The organism is Pseudopedobacter saltans DSM 12145 (genome assembly GCF_000190735.1).
GTDB classification, from domain to species: domain Bacteria; phylum Bacteroidota; class Bacteroidia; order Sphingobacteriales; family Sphingobacteriaceae; genus Pseudopedobacter; species Pseudopedobacter saltans.
In genome coordinates this window covers 702,174-721,889 of the sequence record NC_015177.1, presented here as the reverse complement: position 1 = coordinate 721,889, position 19,716 = coordinate 702,174, and the positions used below count along the sequence as shown (strand labels likewise).

At 36.1% G+C, this 19,716-nt stretch carries 18 protein-coding genes and 1 pseudogene; 6 read left to right on the top strand and 13 right to left on the bottom strand.

The window, feature by feature from the left end; genetic code table 11:
- The first annotated feature begins 1 nt into the window (after position 1).
- Positions 2–1,015: a TQO small subunit DoxD gene (locus PEDSA_RS02950; protein WP_013631667.1), complete on the top strand. Its 1,014-nt coding sequence runs from the start codon at positions 2–4 to the stop codon at positions 1,013–1,015.
- 197 nt (positions 1,016–1,212) lie between these two features.
- On the opposite strand, the gene PEDSA_RS02945 is transcribed toward PEDSA_RS02950, so the two are convergent.
- The 5 genes from PEDSA_RS02945 to PEDSA_RS02925 form a co-directional block, all read right to left on the bottom strand.
- Positions 1,213–1,950, bottom strand: coding sequence for an SDR family oxidoreductase (locus tag PEDSA_RS02945; RefSeq protein WP_013631666.1), 738 nt, complete (start codon positions 1,948–1,950; stop codon positions 1,213–1,215).
- 80 nt (positions 1,951–2,030) lie between these two features.
- A complete protein-coding gene (locus PEDSA_RS02940) occupies positions 2,031–2,597 on the bottom strand; it encodes a Crp/Fnr family transcriptional regulator (protein WP_013631665.1) in 567 nt (188 codons plus the stop codon).
- A gap of 84 nt (positions 2,598–2,681) precedes the next feature.
- Positions 2,682–3,098: an arsenate reductase ArsC gene (locus PEDSA_RS02935; RefSeq protein ID WP_013631664.1), complete on the bottom strand. Its 417-nt coding sequence runs from the start codon at positions 3,096–3,098 to the stop codon at positions 2,682–2,684.
- A 131-nt stretch (positions 3,099–3,229) separates the two neighbouring features.
- Positions 3,230–3,700: a DUF6428 family protein gene (locus PEDSA_RS02930; RefSeq protein WP_013631663.1), complete on the bottom strand. Its 471-nt coding sequence runs from the start codon at positions 3,698–3,700 to the stop codon at positions 3,230–3,232.
- A gap of 58 nt (positions 3,701–3,758) precedes the next feature.
- Positions 3,759–4,085 carry an ArsR/SmtB family transcription factor gene (locus PEDSA_RS02925; protein ID WP_013631662.1) on the bottom strand — a complete coding sequence of 109 codons (327 nt, stop codon included), beginning with the start codon at positions 4,083–4,085 and terminating at the stop codon, positions 3,759–3,761.
- 46 nt (positions 4,086–4,131) lie between these two features.
- Here PEDSA_RS02925 and PEDSA_RS20625 point away from each other — a divergent pair.
- Positions 4,132–4,399: pseudogene (locus PEDSA_RS20625) on the top strand (transposase); the annotation flags it as partial.
- A 140-nt stretch (positions 4,400–4,539) separates the two neighbouring features.
- Here the strand turns inward: PEDSA_RS20625 and PEDSA_RS02920 are convergent.
- The 7 genes from PEDSA_RS02920 to merTP form a co-directional block, all read right to left on the bottom strand.
- Positions 4,540–5,460, bottom strand: coding sequence for a tetratricopeptide repeat protein (locus tag PEDSA_RS02920; protein WP_013631661.1), 921 nt, complete (start codon positions 5,458–5,460; stop codon positions 4,540–4,542).
- Between the two features lie 297 nt (positions 5,461–5,757).
- Positions 5,758–6,723, bottom strand: a complete 966-nt coding sequence (locus PEDSA_RS02910; RefSeq protein WP_013631660.1) for a hypothetical protein — start codon at positions 6,721–6,723, stop codon at positions 5,758–5,760.
- A gap of 8 nt (positions 6,724–6,731) precedes the next feature.
- Entirely contained in the window at positions 6,732–8,591 is a 1,860-nt protein-coding gene (locus PEDSA_RS02905) for a DUF4365 domain-containing protein (RefSeq protein WP_083811743.1), read from the bottom strand.
- Positions 8,592–8,605: 14 nt separating this feature from the next.
- On the bottom strand, positions 8,606–8,794 hold the full coding sequence (locus tag PEDSA_RS02900) for a hypothetical protein (RefSeq protein WP_013631658.1): 189 nt from the start codon (positions 8,792–8,794) through the stop codon (positions 8,606–8,608).
- A complete protein-coding gene (locus PEDSA_RS02895) occupies positions 8,794–12,327 on the bottom strand; it encodes a DUF7149 domain-containing protein (RefSeq protein ID WP_013631657.1) in 3,534 nt (1,177 codons plus the stop codon). The genes PEDSA_RS02900 and PEDSA_RS02895 overlap by 1 nt, the downstream gene beginning before the upstream one ends.
- Positions 12,328–12,703: 376 nt before the next feature.
- On the bottom strand, positions 12,704–12,910 hold the full coding sequence (locus PEDSA_RS20485; RefSeq protein ID WP_013631656.1) for a GDCCVxC domain-containing (seleno)protein: 207 nt from the start codon (positions 12,908–12,910) through the stop codon (positions 12,704–12,706).
- Entirely contained in the window at positions 12,907–13,506 is a 600-nt protein-coding gene (gene merTP, locus PEDSA_RS02890; RefSeq protein ID WP_013631655.1) for a mercuric transport protein MerTP, read from the bottom strand. The genes PEDSA_RS20485 and merTP overlap by 4 nt, the downstream gene beginning before the upstream one ends.
- A 218-nt stretch (positions 13,507–13,724) precedes the next feature.
- Here merTP and PEDSA_RS02885 point away from each other — a divergent pair, with 218 nt between their 5' ends.
- The 3 genes from PEDSA_RS02885 (at position 13,725) to PEDSA_RS02875 (ending at position 16,356) form a co-directional block, all read left to right on the top strand.
- Positions 13,725–14,564 (top strand): tyrosine-type recombinase/integrase, encoded by an 840-nt coding sequence (locus PEDSA_RS02885; protein WP_013631654.1) that lies wholly within the window; start codon positions 13,725–13,727, stop codon positions 14,562–14,564.
- Between the two features lie 464 nt (positions 14,565–15,028).
- Positions 15,029–15,244, top strand: a complete 216-nt coding sequence (locus PEDSA_RS02880; RefSeq protein ID WP_013631653.1) for a hypothetical protein — start codon at positions 15,029–15,031, stop codon at positions 15,242–15,244.
- A 491-nt stretch (positions 15,245–15,735) separates the two neighbouring features.
- Positions 15,736–16,356 carry a hypothetical protein gene (locus tag PEDSA_RS02875; protein WP_148233485.1) on the top strand — a complete coding sequence of 207 codons (621 nt, stop codon included), beginning with the start codon at positions 15,736–15,738 and terminating at the stop codon, positions 16,354–16,356.
- A gap of 322 nt (positions 16,357–16,678) precedes the next feature.
- Here PEDSA_RS02875 and PEDSA_RS02870 read toward each other — a convergent pair whose 3' ends face one another.
- Positions 16,679–17,626, bottom strand: coding sequence for an IS110 family RNA-guided transposase (locus tag PEDSA_RS02870; protein ID WP_013631649.1), 948 nt, complete (start codon positions 17,624–17,626; stop codon positions 16,679–16,681).
- A 960-nt stretch (positions 17,627–18,586) separates the two neighbouring features.
- Between PEDSA_RS02870 and PEDSA_RS02860 the strand changes: the two genes are divergently transcribed.
- Positions 18,587–19,534, top strand: coding sequence for an IS110 family RNA-guided transposase (locus PEDSA_RS02860; RefSeq protein WP_013631649.1), 948 nt, complete (start codon positions 18,587–18,589; stop codon positions 19,532–19,534).
- Positions 19,535–19,716: the final 182 nt, after the last annotated feature.

Here is a 19,716-nt window from a genome sequence, read left to right as displayed (position 1 = left end):
TATGGATGCTAATTATAAAAATCAGTTCGATAATGTTTCGGGACTTTTCACTTTAGCTTTACGTTGGGTAATTGGATGGACGTATTTTTCTGCATTTTGGAGACGACTAATTTTAGACAACAAACTAATCCCTGAAGAAGCAGGTTACATAGGCGAAAAGTTTAATCATTTTCTACCCAATGCATTAGGTATCAAACCTATTATCGAATACTTAGTTTCTAATCCAGATGCTTTACAAATCTCAATGGTTACTTTTACGATCGTAGAAGCGATTGTAGGCTTGCTTATAATTGCAGGTTTCTTTACCAGGTTGATGAGTATTGGAGTATTCTTCCTGGCAATGGGTATCCTTTTGGGTTCAGGTTGGCTTGGAACAACCTGTTTAGACGAATGGCAAATTGGAGTGCTGGGTGTAGCAGGCGGTTTTACCTTATTCCTTACAGGAAGTAGTAATTATTCTTTAGATTATTATCTGATGAATAAATCCTGTCGTTTTACAAATAAAAAGTGGTTTGCTTATTTAGGCTCAGGAGCGCTTCCAATCAAAAACCTGGCTCCAAAAGTTCTGATAATGTCTGTATTTATTTTCGGATTGACTTTGTTTACCAATCAGTATTTTCACGGTGGTGTATTTGGTAGGCTCCACAACAAATCTGTGAAACCAAAAGTTGAAATTTCAAATGTAAAGTATGATGGCTCTCAACTCACCTTCCAGATATTTCGGGTAGAGGGAGCCGATGTTTACGGTTCTTTTTTGATTGGTATACAGATATTGGACGAAAACAATCAATTAGTTAAATCTATTGGACAAGACGAATTATCTCGATTTCCAAAAGAAAAAATCAATAATCATTATGTAGCGAAAATAAAACCGGGAAAACATAGTTTGATTATTCCTCTTGGGGCAAAGGCCGATGTTACCCTTGATATGGATGATATTATTATAAAGAAAGACTATACTTTGAAACTAATTGACATTAGTGGAATAGAATGGGTTGAAAATATAATTCAATAAGAAATCTGGCTTTCTCAATAAAAGCTGTCGTAGTTTTTGCGACAGCTTTTATTGAGAAATTTATCGAGTGGTCAACCATCGGTTGTACTTGAATTTTCTCAATCTAAAACATTGCTAAGAGAATTGCTGAAGTTGATATTTAACACTTAACCCCAATTACTAAAAACCGATATTTTTATCGATTCGTTGTTTATTTGTTACCAGGCAATTTCGCCTGTTTCGGGATTGGTTTCTTCGCTGATGAATTTTCCTGTTACACCGTCTTTATCTAACAAAGCATATTTCACAATACGTTTTCCTGCTTCTTCAACTTCGCCACCATTGTAACCTGTAAAATCTGTTTTAGTGTAGCCGGGGCAAACTGCATTAACTTTGAAGGCTGTGTCGCGAAGTTCGTAAGCTAAATGAACGGTAAACATATTTAAAGCTGCTTTCGAAGATCCGTAAACCGCATATTTTGCAAAGTTGTAAGCAAACCAATTTGGGTCGCTTTGCAGCGTAAGCGAACTAACGCTTGTGCTCACGTTCACAATTCTTGGTTCAGTCGAATTTTTAAGCAAATCAATAAATGCTTGTGTTACTCTTGCAACACCAAAAACGTTTGTGGCAAATGTTGCCAAAAATTGCTCTGAATTTGCTTCTAATGCGGTGTATGGCGAACCACCATTGATACCTGCGTTGTTTATCAATACGTCCAAACTCGCTCTCTTTTTGCCAATTTCTGTTCTTGCATTTTTTACAGAATTGTCATCGGTTACGTCGAGTTGAATGGCTTCTACATTTGTCAATCCTTGTGCTTTTAGTTTTTCAACTGCATGTAAACCGTTTCCTAAATTTCGGCTTCCTATGTAAACATAAAATCCCTTTTTCAATAGTTGTTTTGCAGTTTCTAAACCTATGCCTTTGTTTGCTCCGGTGATAAGTGCTGACTTCATTTTTTATTTGTTTTAAAATTTACGGTGTAAAGTTTGAACAAAAAAAAATGAGTGTATTTACCAAATGGTAAAAAGTGATTTTAGCGAATGTTTTTTCTAATTCTGCTCAATGATTGTTGTGTAACGCCCAAATAAGAAGCAATATGAGCAAGCGAAACACGATTGGTTAGTGTTGGATAATTTTCAAGAAATTCCAAATAGCGTGTAGTTGCGTCTTGTGAAATTACGGGGCTTTTTCTGGATTTTTGATAAAGACATTTCTGAACCATTTTGTTCCTAATGTTGTCCCAGCCGACAATGGTATGCGAAAGTTCGTCCCAATCTTGTTTTGAAAACACAATGAGTTTGCAATTAGTGCTCGCTTGCAAGTATTCAGCCGAAGCAGAATTGGTTTCAAAGTTGGGATAATCAACTGCCATATTATTTTCAGGAATAAAGCAACGCGTAATTTCTTCGCCTTTGTTGTTATAATAACAGCCACGAACTACACCGTCTACAACGAAACCGACTTGTCGTGGAATTTTACCGGCTTCCGAAAAATACTCGTCTTTACGAAGTTCTTTTTCAGTCGCTTTACTTGTTATAAGGTCAATTTGCTGTTCATTTAAATTGCCGAACTGTAAAATATATTCTATCAATTCTTTCATTGTCGCAATTTAGTAATCGCTGTTGTTTAATCATTTCACATTTGGTAAAAAATATCAGGTGGCGGGTTCTTTCTGGCCGTCCGGTTACAAATTTTCAGCAACAAAATTTTCGCAATAATCTTTAATTTGCTGTCTTACTTTTCTAAATTCTGTGGCAATTTCCTCGTCTGTTCCTATTGCTTTTGCTGGGTCTGGAAAATTATAATGAAACTTTCGAGCTTTTGTCGGAAAGAAAGGACAGCGTTCTTTGGCATTATCACAAACCGTTATTACAAAGTCAAAATCTATGTCTCGATATTCGTCAATGTTATTTGAGGTATGATTTGAAATATCAATTCCGTCATCTTTCATCGTAGCGATTGCTTTCGGGTTTACGCCATGAGTTTCTACACCTGCACTAAAAACTTCTGCTTTCTGCCCTGCAAAATGTCTTAAATATCCTTCCGCAATTTGGCTTCTGCAACTGTTTCCTGTGCAAAGAACTAATACTTTTTTTGTCATAATGTTAAACTAATAACCAAATGATATTGATGATGCAGAACTTTGGGTCGAAGCCGAAAATAAGTTGCAACACTATAACAGATGTTGTGATAATAATTGGTTTCTTGTATTTTATTAATCTTTCATTCATGCTAACAACAGCCCGAATTTGGTTTGCAAACTGTTTGATTTACGGATAATTCTACTAAATTTTTCTTCTGCTTTTCGGTTGGAATTCCGCAAGCATCCTGGGCCAAACAAGCTGTAGTTTTATTAATCAAAACGAATGTTTTTCCGTTAAATTCTAAATCGTATTTTCCTATTGTTTCCGATTGATATTCTACTTCGATTTCAAAATCTTCAATGCCCAATTTTTCTTCGGATAGTTTGATGATGTTGAGCAATTTATTTGGTTTTAAACGATGTTCGAAATCGTCTGCATTCCACAATTGAAAGTTTACGACTTTTTCTGTGCGAATTACGCCACCACAATCGATAAAGTTTTTGGTAATTATCCCCACTTCTGTAACGTGAAAATGTTCCGGAACAAAAGTTCCGTTTTCTAATTGAAATTCTACATTCTCTAATGTTGGCAAAATCTGTTTTACCTCTGATAATTTCATTTTTTTATTCTTTATAGTTTAAAAGCAATGTTGCGATATGATTGGTCAAAAAAATGCATTAACAGCATTTGGCTTTAGAAACGGCTTCTACAATTTTCGAGAAATAAACATTCAAAATTTCGATTGTTTTTTCATCGATGCAGTAGCAAATGGAGTTTCCTTCGATATTTCCTTTTATAATTCCAGCGTTTTTCAATTCTTTCAGATGTTGCGAAACGGTTGGTTGAGCTAATGGAAGTTCATTCACAATGTCGCCACAAATACATTCATTTACCTTCATTAAATACTCGATAACTGCAATTCTCGCAGGATGTCCCAACGCTTTTGCGATGGTAGCAATTTGGTTTTGCTGGTCTGTGAAATGCTCTGTTTTAGTTGCTCCCATTCTTTATTAAATTCTATATTGCAATATTACGATAATAAATTTATCAAGCAAAGCTTACCATCGCAGATTCATGAAATGCCGAAGCTTCACGGTAGAGCCCAGTTTTAGAAACCTTACTCAAGCACCACAATATGAAAAGGCTGAACAGCCATGGGATGGCACAGGCGAACAAGCATGTGCTAATGGCGGCCCTATGCTATAATTTGAAGAAGTACCTGAAGTTTGAACGTAAAAAGCCTCAATTATTAGCTTTGGCCAAGGCAAAGCTTTGTTTCTTCAAAAAGAGATTGTATCTGCTTGTTTTTAGCCGATAACGGCTTCTTTAAAAATCCAAAACCTAAATTCTTTTTTAAAACAAACCTCGCTTAAAAAGACTTAAACAAGGTCTGATATTTTGTGTTTTCTTGGAAAATTGGGGTTGTGCAACAGTTACCCTTGTTATGGGCAGTTTTTATTATTTACAATATTCTTTTATTCGTTCTTTTGCGTATTCCGCACCGTTTTCTAGAGCTTTTTTCCAATTTTCGCAGGCTTTCTTTTTATCTTTCAGGTTATAGTAAGTGTTGCCTAAATTAAAATAAGCTTGTTGTTTTTCTTCAGCTTCTAGTTTATCAAGTTTTAAAACTGTTTCATAATCAACTATTGCTCCTTGATAATCTTCGTTTTCGTCTTTTAGTCCACCACGATTTATTAAAGCACTTACAAAATTTGGAGCTATTTTTATTGCTTCGTCGTAATCTTTTAGTGCAGATTTCCAGGTATAAAGTTCATTTTTAACTATTGCTCTCGAATAATATGCATTTGGATCTTTTGGATCAATTTCTATTGTTAATGTCCAATTAAAAATTGCTCCACTCAAATCTCCGTTATTGTAACATTCAATTCCTTTGTCAAAATAAAAGTCTGTTTTTGAAATGTCCGTTATCGGAAATTTTGCTGTTTTTGAATTAGCCAGTCCTCCATAAGCCTCAAGTGTTGCATCAAATTCATATCCTCTTTTGTACATATCTAATGCCCAATACAATAAGTTGTCAGAAGTCATTGGAAATTCATTTGTTTCTCCATTAATTTCCCAAAGGTTTTCAAATCTTTTAACTTCTTGAATTGTATAAGGATAATGTGTTTTAATAAACTCTCCTAATTTTATTAGATTTTCCTTTTCGTCAGACACGAATGTGAAATCCATTTTTGTAAGAGTATTATTTTTAAGTCCGTTCTTAACCATATTGTTAAAAACGTCTTCTGCTGAAACCATTTCTTTTCCGAAATTTTCTACAAAGTTGTCCCAAGTAATAAATTTATTTTCCATTTTATTTTGCGCTGAAGTAGTTATCGTTATTAGCAAAAATATTAAAGTCAGAATATTATTTTTCATTCGAGGTCTCGTCTATAAAATTGCCCATAACGTTTTGCGGCTTGGCGTAGTGGCGGATTTTTAGCACAAAAGTTCAATCGAAGAACTGCACTTGAACCTACCACGAAACTGTCATACGAAGCACTGAACCCGCCATTACGCCAAACCGCTGTTAGCTGCTGCCCTTCTGTCTTTCGTGTTGATTGTCTGTCGGTTGTGCTGTGGGACAGACACACTCTTTGCCAAGTTTTGGCTTGCGCGTTGGCTTGTGCGACTTGGTAATGTGTGTTGCTGTGAAGCGTTGGTTTTGGTGTCATTCTATTCGGGTTTGTCTAAATATTTTTTCATTATCCAACCTGTCTGTGGTAAGTTGTCAATGGGACTGAAATAGGTTACATAAACCCACTTATGATTAACTTGTAATACAGTTACTTCAAAGTCTATTGGAAGTTTTTCAATTACTAAGGATTTCAAACGTGGCTTTGACATTACCTTACAATTTCTGCTCGTAATTCTGAATTCTTTGTCGTCTTTTAATTTCTTTTCGTAAATGCCAAATTGTTCTTTGATAACTGTTTCAACTTCTTGTTTTGTCGCATATTCTGGTTTTGGCAACCAATTTCTTGCTTCGCTTAACAAGGCAAGAGCAAAACTCAATAATGCTAATACTTTCCAAAATAGTGCATTTGCATCCGCATCAATTTTGTCAACCTTGATTTCAATTCTTTGAAAAAACGCTTTTAGTTCGTTTAACCCTTCTTTTGTTACACCATTTTCATCAAAAATTCTTTCGTTAAGCGAAACGGCTTCTTCTGTGATTTCTTCAAAATCGTCAATTAAATTCCATTTTTTTTGACTTGCCGCAATTGCTGCTAATTGTCCTGATATGCCACTGATAGCAAATTGCCAACTATTAATTTGATTAAATGCAGCTTGGTTTTTATTTATTGCTTCCGTTATACTTCTGAGATTTCCAAAAAGCTGGTCGTGTTGTCGGTTTATTGATGTGATTGCATCAAGCGTTGTTTGCGGTATGGCAAATTTTGCTTGAAGGCTCAAACCTTTTGTCATTGCTTCAATTGCAGATAGAGTAGGGTTCTCAAACATTCTATGATGTTTTTGCATACTCTTAGCAAGTTCTATTATCATACTAACTCCGCTTAAACTCTTTGTAATTTGCTCCTGGGCTTTCATCATCTCAGATAATTGGGAAGTAAGTCCCAAAGATTTCTGAATGCTTTGATGCCATTGTGCTGATTTTAGTATGTCGTCAAATCCTGTCATTGATATTTTTAAAAACTCGGTTCGTATCTATAAAATTTGTTTTCATAAAATGATTTTCGGACACGAAATATGTTTCTCCAAACCTCTATTCCTGTGTCGGCAAGTTTGCCATCAACATAACCTTCTTGGCTAATAGGATTATAGTAAATATTAGCAACTGGTATTACCATTTTAAACATTTCATCAAATGTTTTTCTCGCTTCCATTGAAATATTTAAAATCTCGTAAACTAATTCCTTTTGTTCGACTGGGAATTGGAAGTGACCAATAGGAAATAAATGAATGTGTAAGTTTTTTGTAGTGGACTTTTCTTTGACTTTGCTCTCTTTTTCATCCATTTTTATCATTTCGCTTCTCATTTCATCATACTCTCTTTTTTTAGCATCAGATTCACTGAATATTTTATCCATCCACACCTTGAAATGTTGGTGAGTTGCTCCATTATTTTTTAATATCTCTAATTTCTTCTTCTGCTCAGTTAAATCATAAGATTCAATTATTGATTCAAGGTCGGATAAACCTTTTTCAGCCTCTTCAATACGATTCAAATAGTGAAGTATTTCATATTTTGTTGATAAGGCAGCAACAGTATTTTCAATGTGGCCGATATGATAAAAGTAACTAACAGCTTTTGAGATTTTTTCTAACATACTTTCAAAGAATGGTTCTTTATCGGGAATTTCAGGTTTTGGAAATTCAGGTATATCTTGAACTATAAAAACATTTGCAGTGTAAACCTCAAATTCATAATTGATTTTAACTTCATTTATAAGAGCAATGTAATAAGCGAAGTAATTTTTGGTATTAATCGCATCCTCCTTTAATTGTTGCACATTTTTAAACCAAGTTTCATTAGCTGAGATAAATCTTTTGGCAGAATCTACTCGTAATTGAATATTTGGACCGATACTTTCTTCCAAGGCATTAATCATTGAAACACCTTTTACATACTCCATATTGTTTTTATAACCCTCGAATAGAATCAACTCACATTTTGCATTAAGTTTGATACTATCATTTGCTTTTGGGTCAGTGATTATCGCATTAATATCAGAAACAAAGTTTTCGTAACGGTCGGTTGAATTTATGTTAAGTGATTCAATATATTTTCTTTTAGCCTTCTCCAACTTAATGTAAAGCCCTACATTATCAGCAGTTTCCAACTGTTGCATTTTCCTATCATATTCTTCATAGGAAATTAAACCGATTGAATACTTAACTGTGGTGTCAAAAAATAGAAGGTGATTTCTCAAATCCTCTGTTAGTTCCGATTTAAGATTCGTTGAGGTTCTGAAAAATGAAAGTGCATCAATTAAATTGCCATTGTAATAATTTGCAATGCCTAATACAAGGTTGTATTTAGAAGTGGAAGCTACATTACCTGATGCTTTCTTGTGAACAAAAATTAAATCTTTCCACTTTCCCTCATTTATTATTTCGAGTCCGATACCTTCAATTAATTTTCTTATTTCTCCATCGTCTGCAACATTAAAGTCAGTGTCAATTAAAATTTTATCTCCTGTGTTTACTGTTATTGATTGTGCAATTACTTTTTCATTAATAGTTCTTTGAAACTTTCCCTTCTTTAACGTAAGATGAAATATTTCTTCAATCGCTGATTCATTAAAAGGTTTTGAAAATCTCAATACGTGACTTGGCTGTGCATTCCAATTAGCATCCTTTTTATAAAGTGATTGAGCAAAATTATTTATGCTTTCATAATAAAACGTATTAGTTTCTTTAAAAAACAAGACATAAAAAGCGGGCATTGGGTTATTCAAAAGATAATTGATATTACTTGTATCAAGTTGAATACTTATACTTCCGTCATTATTGAAATCTTTACTATCAGTTGCTTTAAGCTGAATAACAAAACGAAAATTTAAGTATTTATTACCTTTTTTATTTCAATATGGTGGTCAATTCCTTTATCTCTTTCTGCTTCAGGGCGGATTAGAAAATTATCAGGGTTAAATAGAGGGCGAAAATAATTGTTAGAAATTATTTCCAATGTCTCGTTAGAACTTGCCCAAGGCAAGTCCATTTCATCTAATATTTTGTCATTAATCATCAGCCTTCAATTATTTTTATTTCTTCTTCGGACAACTCGTAAAGCTGATAAACTAATTGGTCAATTTGATTTTCTACGCTTTCGTCATTTGCTCTTTGTTGAAAAAGTTTGATTGACTTTTCAATTAAAGAATTGTCAATTCTACAAGGTAGTGTTTCTACGTAATGTGCCGGAAACTGTGCAAACGCTTTATTTTCTCCTGTTGTTAATGATTTATGAATAAAGTCAAACAATTTAGAATTGAGTTGAAGGAGAATTAATGGAAGAAGTGTTAAATCGTTTGGAATAATTAGATAGAGATTTTTTAATGCAATAAACTTATTGTAATCAGCACAAGCAATAATTGAGTTCCCTGTTCTTCGCATTAAAATTTTATCACGCAGATAGTAGTCAATGTTCGCATTGCTTTTAAGTTCTTTTGGGACAAACTTTACATAAGAGCCGCTGTATTTGTAGGAATATCTGTGAACGTCTTTGCCAAGTAAAATTTCTTTCCATAAATCATTGTGCTTGGTGGTTGAAATATAGTCATTGTTGTTTCTTGTTTCTACACCACGATAAACCAAACAGTGATTTTTAATATTCTCTGAGGATTTAATAATTCTGCTAACGAAATCAGGAAGCTGTAATTCAAAAAACGGATTTACTCCAAATTCAAATTCGCTATTAACTTCTACGAATATATTCCCGTCTGCAAATTCTTTTAGGATAGGTTTTTGAGCTGTATTTTCATTTTCGGAAATAAGAATTACAGTTTCAACTATTACTTCAAAAGCATTGTCTTTTAAGTTAATAAGTTCTCTGTTACTAAGATTTTGGACAAATGCTCTCAACTTGGTAAAGTATTTCCCATTTAACCAAGAGTTTGGTATTATGTATGAAAATTGTCCTTTGTTTTTCAAAAGTTTACTCAATGCTAACTCGATGAACAAAGCATAAGTATTCGGATTGTATTCTGATGTTATGTAGTTATGATTGAAAAAATCTAAATAATTATTTCCAAAAGTTGATTTTAAAACAACCACATAAGGCGGATTTCCAATCACCACATCAAAGCCCACAAAATCACCATCATCATTTAGCACTTCAGGAAATTCAAAACGCCATTCAAAAGCGTTTTCAAAAATCTTGTTGGCTTTTATTTCTTCAATTTCGGTTTCAAGTTTTTTGGTTTCTTCGGTCAGTTGTTGCACTTTCTTGTTCCAATCGGCTTTTTCCCTTTTGCTCATTTCAAACAATTGCCCTTGATTGGTCATTTGATACAAGTCGCCTGAGAGTTTGCGTAGCTTCTTTACTTTCGGGTCGTTCAGCGAAATTTCACTTCTAAAATCCGATTTAATGTCGGCAATCAGCCGTTCCATTTCTCTTTTTTGTTCCTTGCTTTCAGCGTTTCGGTAAGTGTCAACGGCTATTCGGTAGCTGTCAATTGTCCACTTGCTTTTTTTCAAGGCTTGTTTCAAGTCGGCATCAATTGCAAAACGGCTCACCAAAGAGTTTCCGCATTTTATGTTGATGTCAATATTTGGAAGTGTTTCTAATTCGGTGGCGTTCTTGTAATAAGCGTTTTTCAAAAGTTCAATCCATAAACGCAAACGGCAAATTTTTACGGAATTGGAATTGATGTCCACACCGAAAAGGCAGTTTTCAATTATGGTTTGCTTTTCGTGGAAAAGCGTTTCCTGTATTCGCTGGCTTTCTTTGTTGCTTGGGTTGTATTCAAAAAGTTCACCTTCTTCGTCTGTTACAATCAATTCATCATTTACCACTTCCACCTGATATTCTTTCAGGCGTTTTCCGTCTCGGTCTTGCAGAATTTTCAAGTCGTTTTTAACGGCAATCATTTCATTGAGTGCCGAAACTAAAAAGTGACCTGAACCTACGGCAGGGTCGCAAATTTTGATGCTGTTTACAATTTTGTTGGCTTCTTTGCGGTCTTCAATTTTGTCGTAAAGTTCTTCAAGCGTTGTGCAATTCCATTTTTTGGTTTCGTTGAATTTCTGCACAACGGCTTTGCGAATGGTTTCACGGCACATATACATTGTGATGAAGCCGGGAGTGAAAAATGAACCGTCTTTGTAGCCGTTTATTTTCTCGAAAATCAATCCAAGAACCGAAGCGTTAATCAGGGTTTTGTTGTCTTCCTGAATTTCTTCTCCACCTTCAGCTCCAAAATCGTAAGCATCTAAAAACTCAAACAAGTATTGAAGCGTGGAAATATTGCCTGTTCGTTTTTTGCCTTGCTGGTCTTTCAGCACGGTTTGCGAAAAAATCGGGATGGTTTTATCGTCTTTCAGATTGCTGATAAACAAAGTAACCTGCTCAATATCGGTTGGCTCGAAAAGCGATGAATTGAGATAAGGTGTTTTTTCAAATGCCTTTTTTACATCTTCGTTTCGCTCGTCATACTTGCGTGCCAACACCTGAAAAAACAAGCTGTTCAGGTCGTCATAGTTCTTTATTTTGTCAAGATTGAGAAACGAAAAAGATTTGTCGCCCTTGTGATAAGTGATTAATTGAGCTTCCAACAACTTCAAAAACAAAATACGGTTTATCCAAGTGATAGAAAGTTCAAGAGCAACATTAAAAAGTCGTTCTTGTTGTGTGTTGCCAAATTGGTTTGGTTTTTCAAGTCTGTTGAGTTTATCTAAGCTGTCAAGCTGAATGATGGCATCTTCAAGAATTGTTCCTGTGTGTCGCTCACCCGCTTTGTTTCGCTCAATCAGTTTTTTGCTTCCTTCTTTGGTTTCGGTCAAGCCGATAATGTGCAACAATTCGCTGTAAAAGCGTTTGTCAAGGCTGTTGCTGTCGTTGGTGAAAGGAAGTTTTAAAAGATGCTCAGGTGATAAAATTTTAAATAAAGCAATCAGCGAATTATCGTCTGCTTTGTCGGTATTGCGTAACGGTTTTTGAAAGTCCTGAATGTTGAAATAGGTAAATTCAATTTCAGAAGTAATACTGTCAATAAACGGCTCGGCAATTTGTTTGTAGAAAAAATCGGTTTTCGTGTCTGCCAATCGTCCACCTTCAAAGTCGTTGAATTGCTTTACAAGATTTTTGTTTTGGGCAAAAAGTCTGTCGAATAGGGTAGCGTCAAAAATGAACCATTCGTTTATGTTTGTTGCCACCAAATGTTTTACTTCAAGGTTTTTATGAGTAATTCTCTCACGTAAATAATACAAAACCAATTCCTGAAATGCTTTTGCATTCAATTTTTTGGTTGTAATCATCTCGGCTTTGTTGGTCGGCTTTTTAGCTTCGAGAATTACGCCAACTGTCGAGTTTGCATTTTGTCCGTTATGAATAACAAGGTCGTTGCGACCTTTGGTATTTATAAAATGGTTTGGGTCGTAATAGGTTTTCTTTAGAAAGTCGGAAACCAAGTTCTTATGAAACTCTTCGCTTTCCGTGTCATTTGTTCTGTCGAGTAAAGTAATAAGATTGGTCTTGAAACCTTCAATTTCAGTCCTGTTCGGTTTTACTTTTAAAAAGGCTTTGTTTAGTGCCTTTCTTGGTTTCAATTCTTTTAAAATCATCTACAAATTATATTTTCTATTTCAGTCGGTTAAGATAAGTTTTTCGGTCGAAACGGTGTCAGAGCGTTGGCAAAAAAATGGCTCTTTTGGTTTTTTGAGCGTTGGCTCGTGTGTCGGCAAAAACCAAATGTGCCATTTTGCGGGTGGGCTTTTTTGCCGTCTGTCTGTTCGTTAATTTTTGCACTGTCGTCTGTTTTTTAGGGTTGCAGCTAACGGTTTACGGCTTTGCGATGTGGCGGCATTTTAGCACAAAAGTTCAATAGAATTACTGATGTTGAATCTTGCACAAATGTTTCATAGTAGCACTTCACCCGCCATATTGCAAAACCGATGTTATGCGGTCGGCTTTCGATTTCAGTCAGTTTTATCATTGTCTTTAACAGCAATTTGTCCCGGCTTGAATGGATGGACATTTCACTGTTCCATAGCTACAAAATACACAACAGTCGCCCTGTTTTGGCTTTAATACCTTTTTGCAGCTTTCGCACTCGTAAAAATATTGGCAAGCGTCTGTCGGCATAGTTTCTTCTTTCTTATGTCCACATTCAGGGCAAGTGATAGTTGATTGCAGGATTATGTTCATTTTATTTCTTTTTTGTCGGTTACGGAATAGCCTGTTTTAGTTATGGCTTTTTCTATCTCTTGAATGTCGGTTTGAGTTCTATCAAATTCTATGATTGCGTTGCCGTTGTCGTAAGAAACATTCGTCTTAATTATTCCTGTCAGTTTATTTACTTCGTGATTTACGTTTTCTTCACAACCTGCACAAGTCATTCCGTTAATTGTAAATTCTGCTGTTTTAATGTTTGATTGGTCGGTTATGATTGTTTGACTTTCTGTCTTTGGAAAGAATATGTGGACATAACTTGGAAACGCAAGCATCAGTCCTGCAAAAACTGTTACGAAACCCAAAAACTTTTTTGTCTGAATAAAGGGTGTTTTTTCAGTTGTGTCGCAGCAGTCAATTTGTTTTTGAGGTTTCAGTTTTTGATACCAAGCAAACGCAAGAACCAAAACTGTCAAGCCAATTAAATATGGTCTGAATGGGTCAAGCCAAGAGAAAGTAGAAGCAAGTCCACTTGTTCCAGCCAACAGAGCCAAAACAGGTGTAATGCAGCATAGTGATGCCGAAATTGCTGTCAAAAGTCCAAGTCCTGCAAGTTTATTATCTGATTTCATTTTCTTACTGTCAATGTCGTTGGTTGTTGTCTTTTAAGCTGCCGCATAACATCACGGTTAGCGAAGCAAATAACATAAAAGTTTCGCCAATCCATCTCTATATGCGTATTTCGCTTTATGTTTTTATAAATATATAAAAACCATTTTAATTTAACAGTAAATCAATTTCAAAAAAATGGATAGCGAAACAAATTCCACAAAAACATTGTTATATAGGAATGGATAGCGAAACCATATTAACATCGTTTGAAAAAAAGCTGGTGATTCAGCGATACGCCAGCAATACCATAAGATCCTATATGGATTATGCCGGTTTATTTCTCAAATATGTTGACAAATTCGCGTCTTTAAAAGACGTACCAATAGCAATTATAGAAACTTTTATAAACGAAAAAGTAGAGAACGAAAACATCAGTGCTTCATACCAAAAAGGTTTAGTCGGAGCTATAAAAAAGCTTTACGAATTGATTTTAGACGAGAAGATTTCCTTAGACTATTTATATCCAAAAAGGTCATTTTCTAAATTGCCCAAATTCTTTTCCAAAGAAGAGGTTCGAAAATTATTAGACAGTACCGAAAATCTAAAGCACAAAGCCATGTTGATGACCATTTATAGTTGTGGTTTGCGTCTGAACGAATTGTTAAATCTCCGGATAAGCGATATACGTTCATCCGATAAAATTATCCGAATCAACCAGAGTAAAGGTAATAAAGACCGGATAGTATCGTTACCGGATAAACTTTTGACTATTTTGCGCGACTATTATCAGGTTTACAAGCCCTCGCACTATCTTTTCGAGGGAGAAAAAAGAAATCGATACAGCGAGCGCAGTGTGCAGTTGGTTTTGAAAAAAGCGTTGGCAAAAGCAAAAATCAAAACCGAAGGCACGGTACATTCATTAAGACATTCCTATGCGACACATCTCATTCAATCTGGAATTGATGTCCGGATTGTACAGGAATTACTTGGTCATGAAAATATTAAAACAACCATGATCTATACCCATATCACCGATATTGATAAAAAGCGAACTCCCAGCCCTCTGGATTTTTTATAATCAATTTAGAAAATTTGCTTGTTTACTTATTAAAGCCCATAGAACATTAAATTATTAAAAGCCCCCTGTAAAGAGCGAGAATAAGAAGCTTTCCTATTTATAATTCCTAAGGCCCCTACCCTAACTGAGGTACCGAGCCAAAGACCATCTTAAAAACCCGATCTGGACTTTTCCCTTATCAAACCTCCTTTTTTAGACAGAACCACCCTCCTTTAACACCCCTGCCATATGAGGCATACTTAAAGTGTTTATTAACCAAATCAACAACAAACATTAATAGCTAAGCAAAATAATCAAGTTTTAAAATTAGATCCTAAAAGGGGTTATCATACATTTAAAAACCGAAAAACCCTATTAAAAAAACAAAAAATTTCACTTTGATAAATTTTTATTGATATAAATAACTAAAAGTATTAAATTTACTAAACGATTAATTTTCGTTATATTATAAAAAACGATAAGATATGAATAAATTACCTATGCCATTTATTGTATATGTCGCCGACTTGATTCCCATTTACCATGTAAGTTTAACCGGTGCCAAATATCGCTACTCCAGAATTAAGAAAAATTTTGGTTTAAAAAGAGGGCAATATATTACCACTGCTCATTTGGCTTCATACATCGGCTCTTCCGAAGAAGCCATCGTAAGAGTAATTCAGGAAAACAGAAAAAAATAAGCCAACAATTACTTCTTCCCTTTTTAGGATTTCAGAAATCAGGATTAAAGATTCATTCTTTTCCCAAAAGGATTCATTCTGAAGGCTCACGGATTCATTCCGAAGGGCTACGGATTCATTCCGAAGGGCAACGGATTCATTCCGAAGAGCAACGGATTCATTCCGAAAGGCTACGGATTCATTCCGAAGGGCTACGGATTCATTCCGAAAGGCTACGGATTCATTCCGAAGGGCAACGGATTCATTCCGAAGGGCTACGGATTCATTCCGAAAGGCTACGGATTCAACTATTTTAATTTAAAAGAATAGAAATTCTTTGTTTTCTGAAAAATCCACACAATTTTGGGTGTTTTGGATAGCTAAAGCGCAATACGGACGGATTTGGAATAAGTTGGAATAAACTGATGCTATTTCGCGCGATCTCGCATAACATGGTTTGTTTATACTCAATGGCTTATCTAGCTTTAGGTTTAACCAAATTTTTAAAAACCATGAAAAAAGACAGACTGATTACTAATTACAGCAAGTACAACGATGTAGCTCTTGATTTTAAAGCGAAGCAGATTGTAGAAAGCCTGACAGAAAATGATAATTTTCCTACTACTGTTCCCAGCTTGCAGGATTTTACCGCGCTGAGTAAGGAATTCAATGTAAGCCTTAACAAAGCCAGAACCGGCGATAAAGTTCAGATCGCCTATAAAAATCAGCTCAGGAAACAATTGCTGAGTAACATGCAGGAACTTGCTATCAACGTAGAATCGCAAGCTTTTAACGATCGGAGTAAGCTGATGAGTAGCGGATTTGATGTATCTTCCAATTCAGGGATCACCCCTATTATTACTGCTCCCAAAAATTTCACGCTTTCAGACGGATCTAATATCGGCGAGATTAAGTTAAATTCTTCGGGCTCTCCAAATGCTATTTCATATGTACATGAATATACTTATGACGAGCTTACGGAAGAAGCAAAATGGAATACGGAAGTGAGCTCTTCTAAAGCCCATGTATTTAAAAACCTGGCAAGCAGCAAACGTATTTACGCCAGAACCCGCGTTGTGGGTCGCAAAGGACAGGAAGTTTATTCTAATACTTTATCAAGGGTGGTACAATAGTTTTTTTACTATTATTATTCATTAAAAAAATCCGATAGCTTTTATGGCTACCGGATTTTTTGCTTTTTACAAGTATAATCAATACTATAGCAAAAAGGTGAGTACTAGCGTCGTGTCAATCACATTTCTTGTCAGGCTTCCCGATTTCGGAAAGAAGCCTTTGCGTATTACCCTTCGAGAACCTCAGGGTGACATCTTTTAATACATTCGGGGCCGTCCTTCTCAAAAAGATTGCTTCGTTGCAGACTCCTCGCAATGAACTGTGTTTAAATCCAAATAAAAATTAAAATATATCCAAAATAATATTCTGTTTTTATTGCCTCTATCCAAATTGTGGTATATAAGGTTTACCAGATTTAGCAATAGCAAATACCTGTTTAATAAGTTTGTTTACCGCTGCTATTAAAGCGACCCTGTATGGTTTTCCCTTGCTCCTCAATCGTTCGTACAGATTTTTACATGCTTTGTTGCACCGTATGGCAGAGGTAGCAGCCATGTACAAAACTTTTCTCACCTGGCCCATTCCCATTTTACATATATGGCCTTTCCCTCTAACACTTGTTCCTGATTCATATATCCTTGGGGCCAGTCCAAAATAAGATATCACCTGCTTGTAGTTTTCAAACATACCAAAACCTCCTGTGGCGATAATCAGCATGGAAACGCTCCTTGGCCCTATACCCGGTATGCTCCTGATATGGGTGGCCATTTCTGCATAGTTCTCCTTTATCAATTGCTCTATATGCCGCTCTTTGTCTCTAATCCTGTTGTCATGGTTTTCCAGTTCCTCTTTTATCTCCTTATATAGCAGCTCCTCTATTGTGCCTGCTGCCTCAAATGCATGCAACTGGTTGGACAGCATATGCCGCCTTTGCTTTAGCCCTTCAAGATAGGTTTCCACATTACGGATATGCTGGATTGCCTCAGTGGGAGGCTCCCATAACCTGGGACTGGTCATCTGCGCAAACTCCGCTATAACCATAGCGTCTTTCTTATCTGTTTTTGCCCTGGACATTCTCATCTGCGCAAACCTGCGTACAGTCAAGGGGTTTACCACTGAAACCTTTATCCCTGAATCATGTACAAATCTTGCCAGCTGGAAATAATAAGGCCCCGTAGCTTCCATCACAACATGGGTTTGCAGAACATGGGGCAACATATCTCTAAACCCCACTGCATTATTAGAAAACCTGCCTTTGAAGACGGCTTTCCCATCTTTTAATACTGTAATGTCAAAATAATCCTTTGAACAATCGATACCTGTTACCATATTTGTAAAATCGTAAAATAAGGATCACAGCTTTCTTATCGTGACTTATCAATCGTAAAAACAGGCTCCCGAGGCCTAATGAACTGTCCAAGTTATAATAAGAATGAGAGAAGGGACTAACATTGCGAAGAGTCTTTAATGACTAATGACCAACTGAAATCTTTTTCCTTCTCTCGGCTGGATCTTTTTAAAACTAAACAAAATTATATTCCGTTTAAGTTTCTCCAAATACTGTCTTACAAACTTACGATGACGCTCCTATGAATGTCATTACGAGGAGGTGTAGCCTATCCTGAACTTGATTCGGGAACGAAGCAATCTAAACCCACGTTCATAGCTCAAAAATCTGTGAAATGTATGCGGAAGGAATTTCCAACAAATAAAGAGCAGAGATTGCTTCGCAGGCTCGCAATGACGCTCCCTATGAATGTTGTTACGAGGAGTTGCAGCCTGTCCCGAACTTGATTCGGGAACGAAGCAATCTAAACCCAGGTTCATAGCTCAAAAATCTGTGAAATGTATGTGGAAGGAATTTTCAACAATAAGATTATCAAGAGATTGCTTCGCAGGCTCGCAATGACGCTTCCTATGAAATGTCATCGTAAGTTTGTAAGACAGTATTTGGAGAAACTTAAACGGAATATAATTTTGTTTAGTTTTAAAAAGATCCAGCCGAGAGAAGGAAAAAGATTTCAGTTGGTCATTAGTCATCGTAAGTTTGTAAGACAGTATTTGGAGAAACTTAAACGGAATATAATTTTGTTTAGTTTTAAAAAGATCCAGCCGAGAGAAGGAAAAAGATTTCAGTTGGTCATTAGTCATTAAAGACTCTTCGCAATGTTAGTCCCTTCTCTCATTCTTATTATAACTTGGACAGTTCATTAGGCCTCGGGAGCCTGTTTTTACGATTGATAAGTCACGATAAGAAAGCTGTGATCCTTATTTTACGATTTTACAAATATGGTAACAGGTATCGATTGTTCAAAGGATTATTTTGACATTACAGTATTAAAAGATGGGAAAGCCGTCTTCAAAGGCAGGTTTTCTAATAATGCAGTGGGGTTTAGAGATATGTTGCCCCATGTTCTGCAAACCCATGTTGTGATGGAAGCTACGGGGCCTTACTATTTCCAGCTGGCAAGATTTGTACATGATTCAGGGATAAAGGTTTCAGTGGTAAACCCCTTGACTGTACGCAGGTTTGCGCAGATGAGAATGTCCAGGGCAAAAACAGATAAGAAAGACGCTATGGTTATAGCGGAGTTTGCGCAGATGACCAGTCCCAGGTTATGGGAGCCTCCCACTGAGGCAATCCAGCATATCCGTAATGTGGAAACCTATCTTGAAGGGCTAAAGCAAAGGCGGCATATGCTGTCCAACCAGTTGCATGCATTTGAGGCAGCAGGCACAATAGAGGAGCTGCTATATAAGGAGATAAAAGAGGAACTGGAAAACCATGACAACAGGATTAGAGACAAAGAGCGGCATATAGAGCAATTGATAAAGGAGAACTATGCAGAAATGGCCACCCATATCAGGAGCATACCGGGTATAGGGCCAAGGAGCGTTTCCATGCTGATTATCGCCACAGGAGGTTTTGGTATGTTTGAAAACTACAAGCAGGTGATATCTTATTTTGGACTGGCCCCAAGGATATATGAATCAGGAACAAGTGTTAGAGGGAAAGGCCATATATGTAAAATGGGAATGGGCCAGGTGAGAAAAGTTTTGTACATGGCTGCTACCTCTGCCATACGGTGCAACAAAGCATGTAAAAATCTGTACGAACGATTGAGGAGCAAGGGAAAACCATACAGGGTCGCTTTAATAGCAGCGGTAAACAAACTTATTAAACAGGTATTTGCTATTGCTAAATCTGGTAAACCTTATATACCACAATTTGGATAGAGGCAATAAAAACAGAATATTATTTTGGATATATTTTAATTTTTATTTGGATTTAAACACAGTTCATTGCGAGCTTGCGAAGCAATCTATACACAAACTAAGTAATGGAAAAAATAGATTGCCGCGTCGTTCCTCCTCGCAATGACAATTCATAGGAACGTCATCGCTCCAAAGGAGTTCCT

What these genes read in the sequence shown, in the direction of transcription:
- PEDSA_RS02930 (WP_013631663.1), bottom strand. Translation starts at nt 3,700, where the DNA reads ATGAAATTATCAGAGGTAAAACAGATTTTGCCAACATTAGAGAATGTA.
- PEDSA_RS02950 (WP_013631667.1), top strand. Translation starts at nt 2, where the DNA reads ATGGATGCTAATTATAAAAATCAGTTCGATAATGTTTCGGGACTTTTC.
- PEDSA_RS02895 (WP_013631657.1), bottom strand. Translation starts at nt 12,327, where the DNA reads ATGATTTTAAAAGAATTGAAACCAAGAAAGGCACTAAACAAAGCCTTT.
- merTP (WP_013631655.1), bottom strand. Translation starts at nt 13,506, where the DNA reads ATGAAATCAGATAATAAACTTGCAGGACTTGGACTTTTGACAGCAATT.
- PEDSA_RS02920 (WP_013631661.1), bottom strand. Translation starts at nt 5,460, where the DNA reads ATGAAAAATAATATTCTGACTTTAATATTTTTGCTAATAACGATAACT.
- PEDSA_RS02910 (WP_013631660.1), bottom strand. Translation starts at nt 6,723, where the DNA reads ATGACAGGATTTGACGACATACTAAAATCAGCACAATGGCATCAAAGC.
- PEDSA_RS02860 (WP_013631649.1), top strand. Translation starts at nt 18,587, where the DNA reads ATGGTAACAGGTATCGATTGTTCAAAGGATTATTTTGACATTACAGTA.
- PEDSA_RS02900 (WP_013631658.1), bottom strand. Translation starts at nt 8,794, where the DNA reads ATGATTAATGACAAAATATTAGATGAAATGGACTTGCCTTGGGCAAGT.
- PEDSA_RS02880 (WP_013631653.1), top strand. Translation starts at nt 15,029, where the DNA reads ATGAATAAATTACCTATGCCATTTATTGTATATGTCGCCGACTTGATT.
- PEDSA_RS20485 (WP_013631656.1), bottom strand. Translation starts at nt 12,910, where the DNA reads ATGAACATAATCCTGCAATCAACTATCACTTGCCCTGAATGTGGACAT.
- PEDSA_RS02885 (WP_013631654.1), top strand. Translation starts at nt 13,725, where the DNA reads ATGGATAGCGAAACCATATTAACATCGTTTGAAAAAAAGCTGGTGATT.
- PEDSA_RS02935 (WP_013631664.1), bottom strand. Translation starts at nt 3,098, where the DNA reads ATGACAAAAAAAGTATTAGTTCTTTGCACAGGAAACAGTTGCAGAAGC.
- PEDSA_RS02875 (WP_148233485.1), top strand. Translation starts at nt 15,736, where the DNA reads ATGAAAAAAGACAGACTGATTACTAATTACAGCAAGTACAACGATGTA.
- PEDSA_RS02925 (WP_013631662.1), bottom strand. Translation starts at nt 4,085, where the DNA reads ATGGGAGCAACTAAAACAGAGCATTTCACAGACCAGCAAAACCAAATT.
- PEDSA_RS02940 (WP_013631665.1), bottom strand. Translation starts at nt 2,597, where the DNA reads ATGAAAGAATTGATAGAATATATTTTACAGTTCGGCAATTTAAATGAA.
- PEDSA_RS02870 (WP_013631649.1), bottom strand. Translation starts at nt 17,626, where the DNA reads ATGGTAACAGGTATCGATTGTTCAAAGGATTATTTTGACATTACAGTA.
- PEDSA_RS02945 (WP_013631666.1), bottom strand. Translation starts at nt 1,950, where the DNA reads ATGAAGTCAGCACTTATCACCGGAGCAAACAAAGGCATAGGTTTAGAA.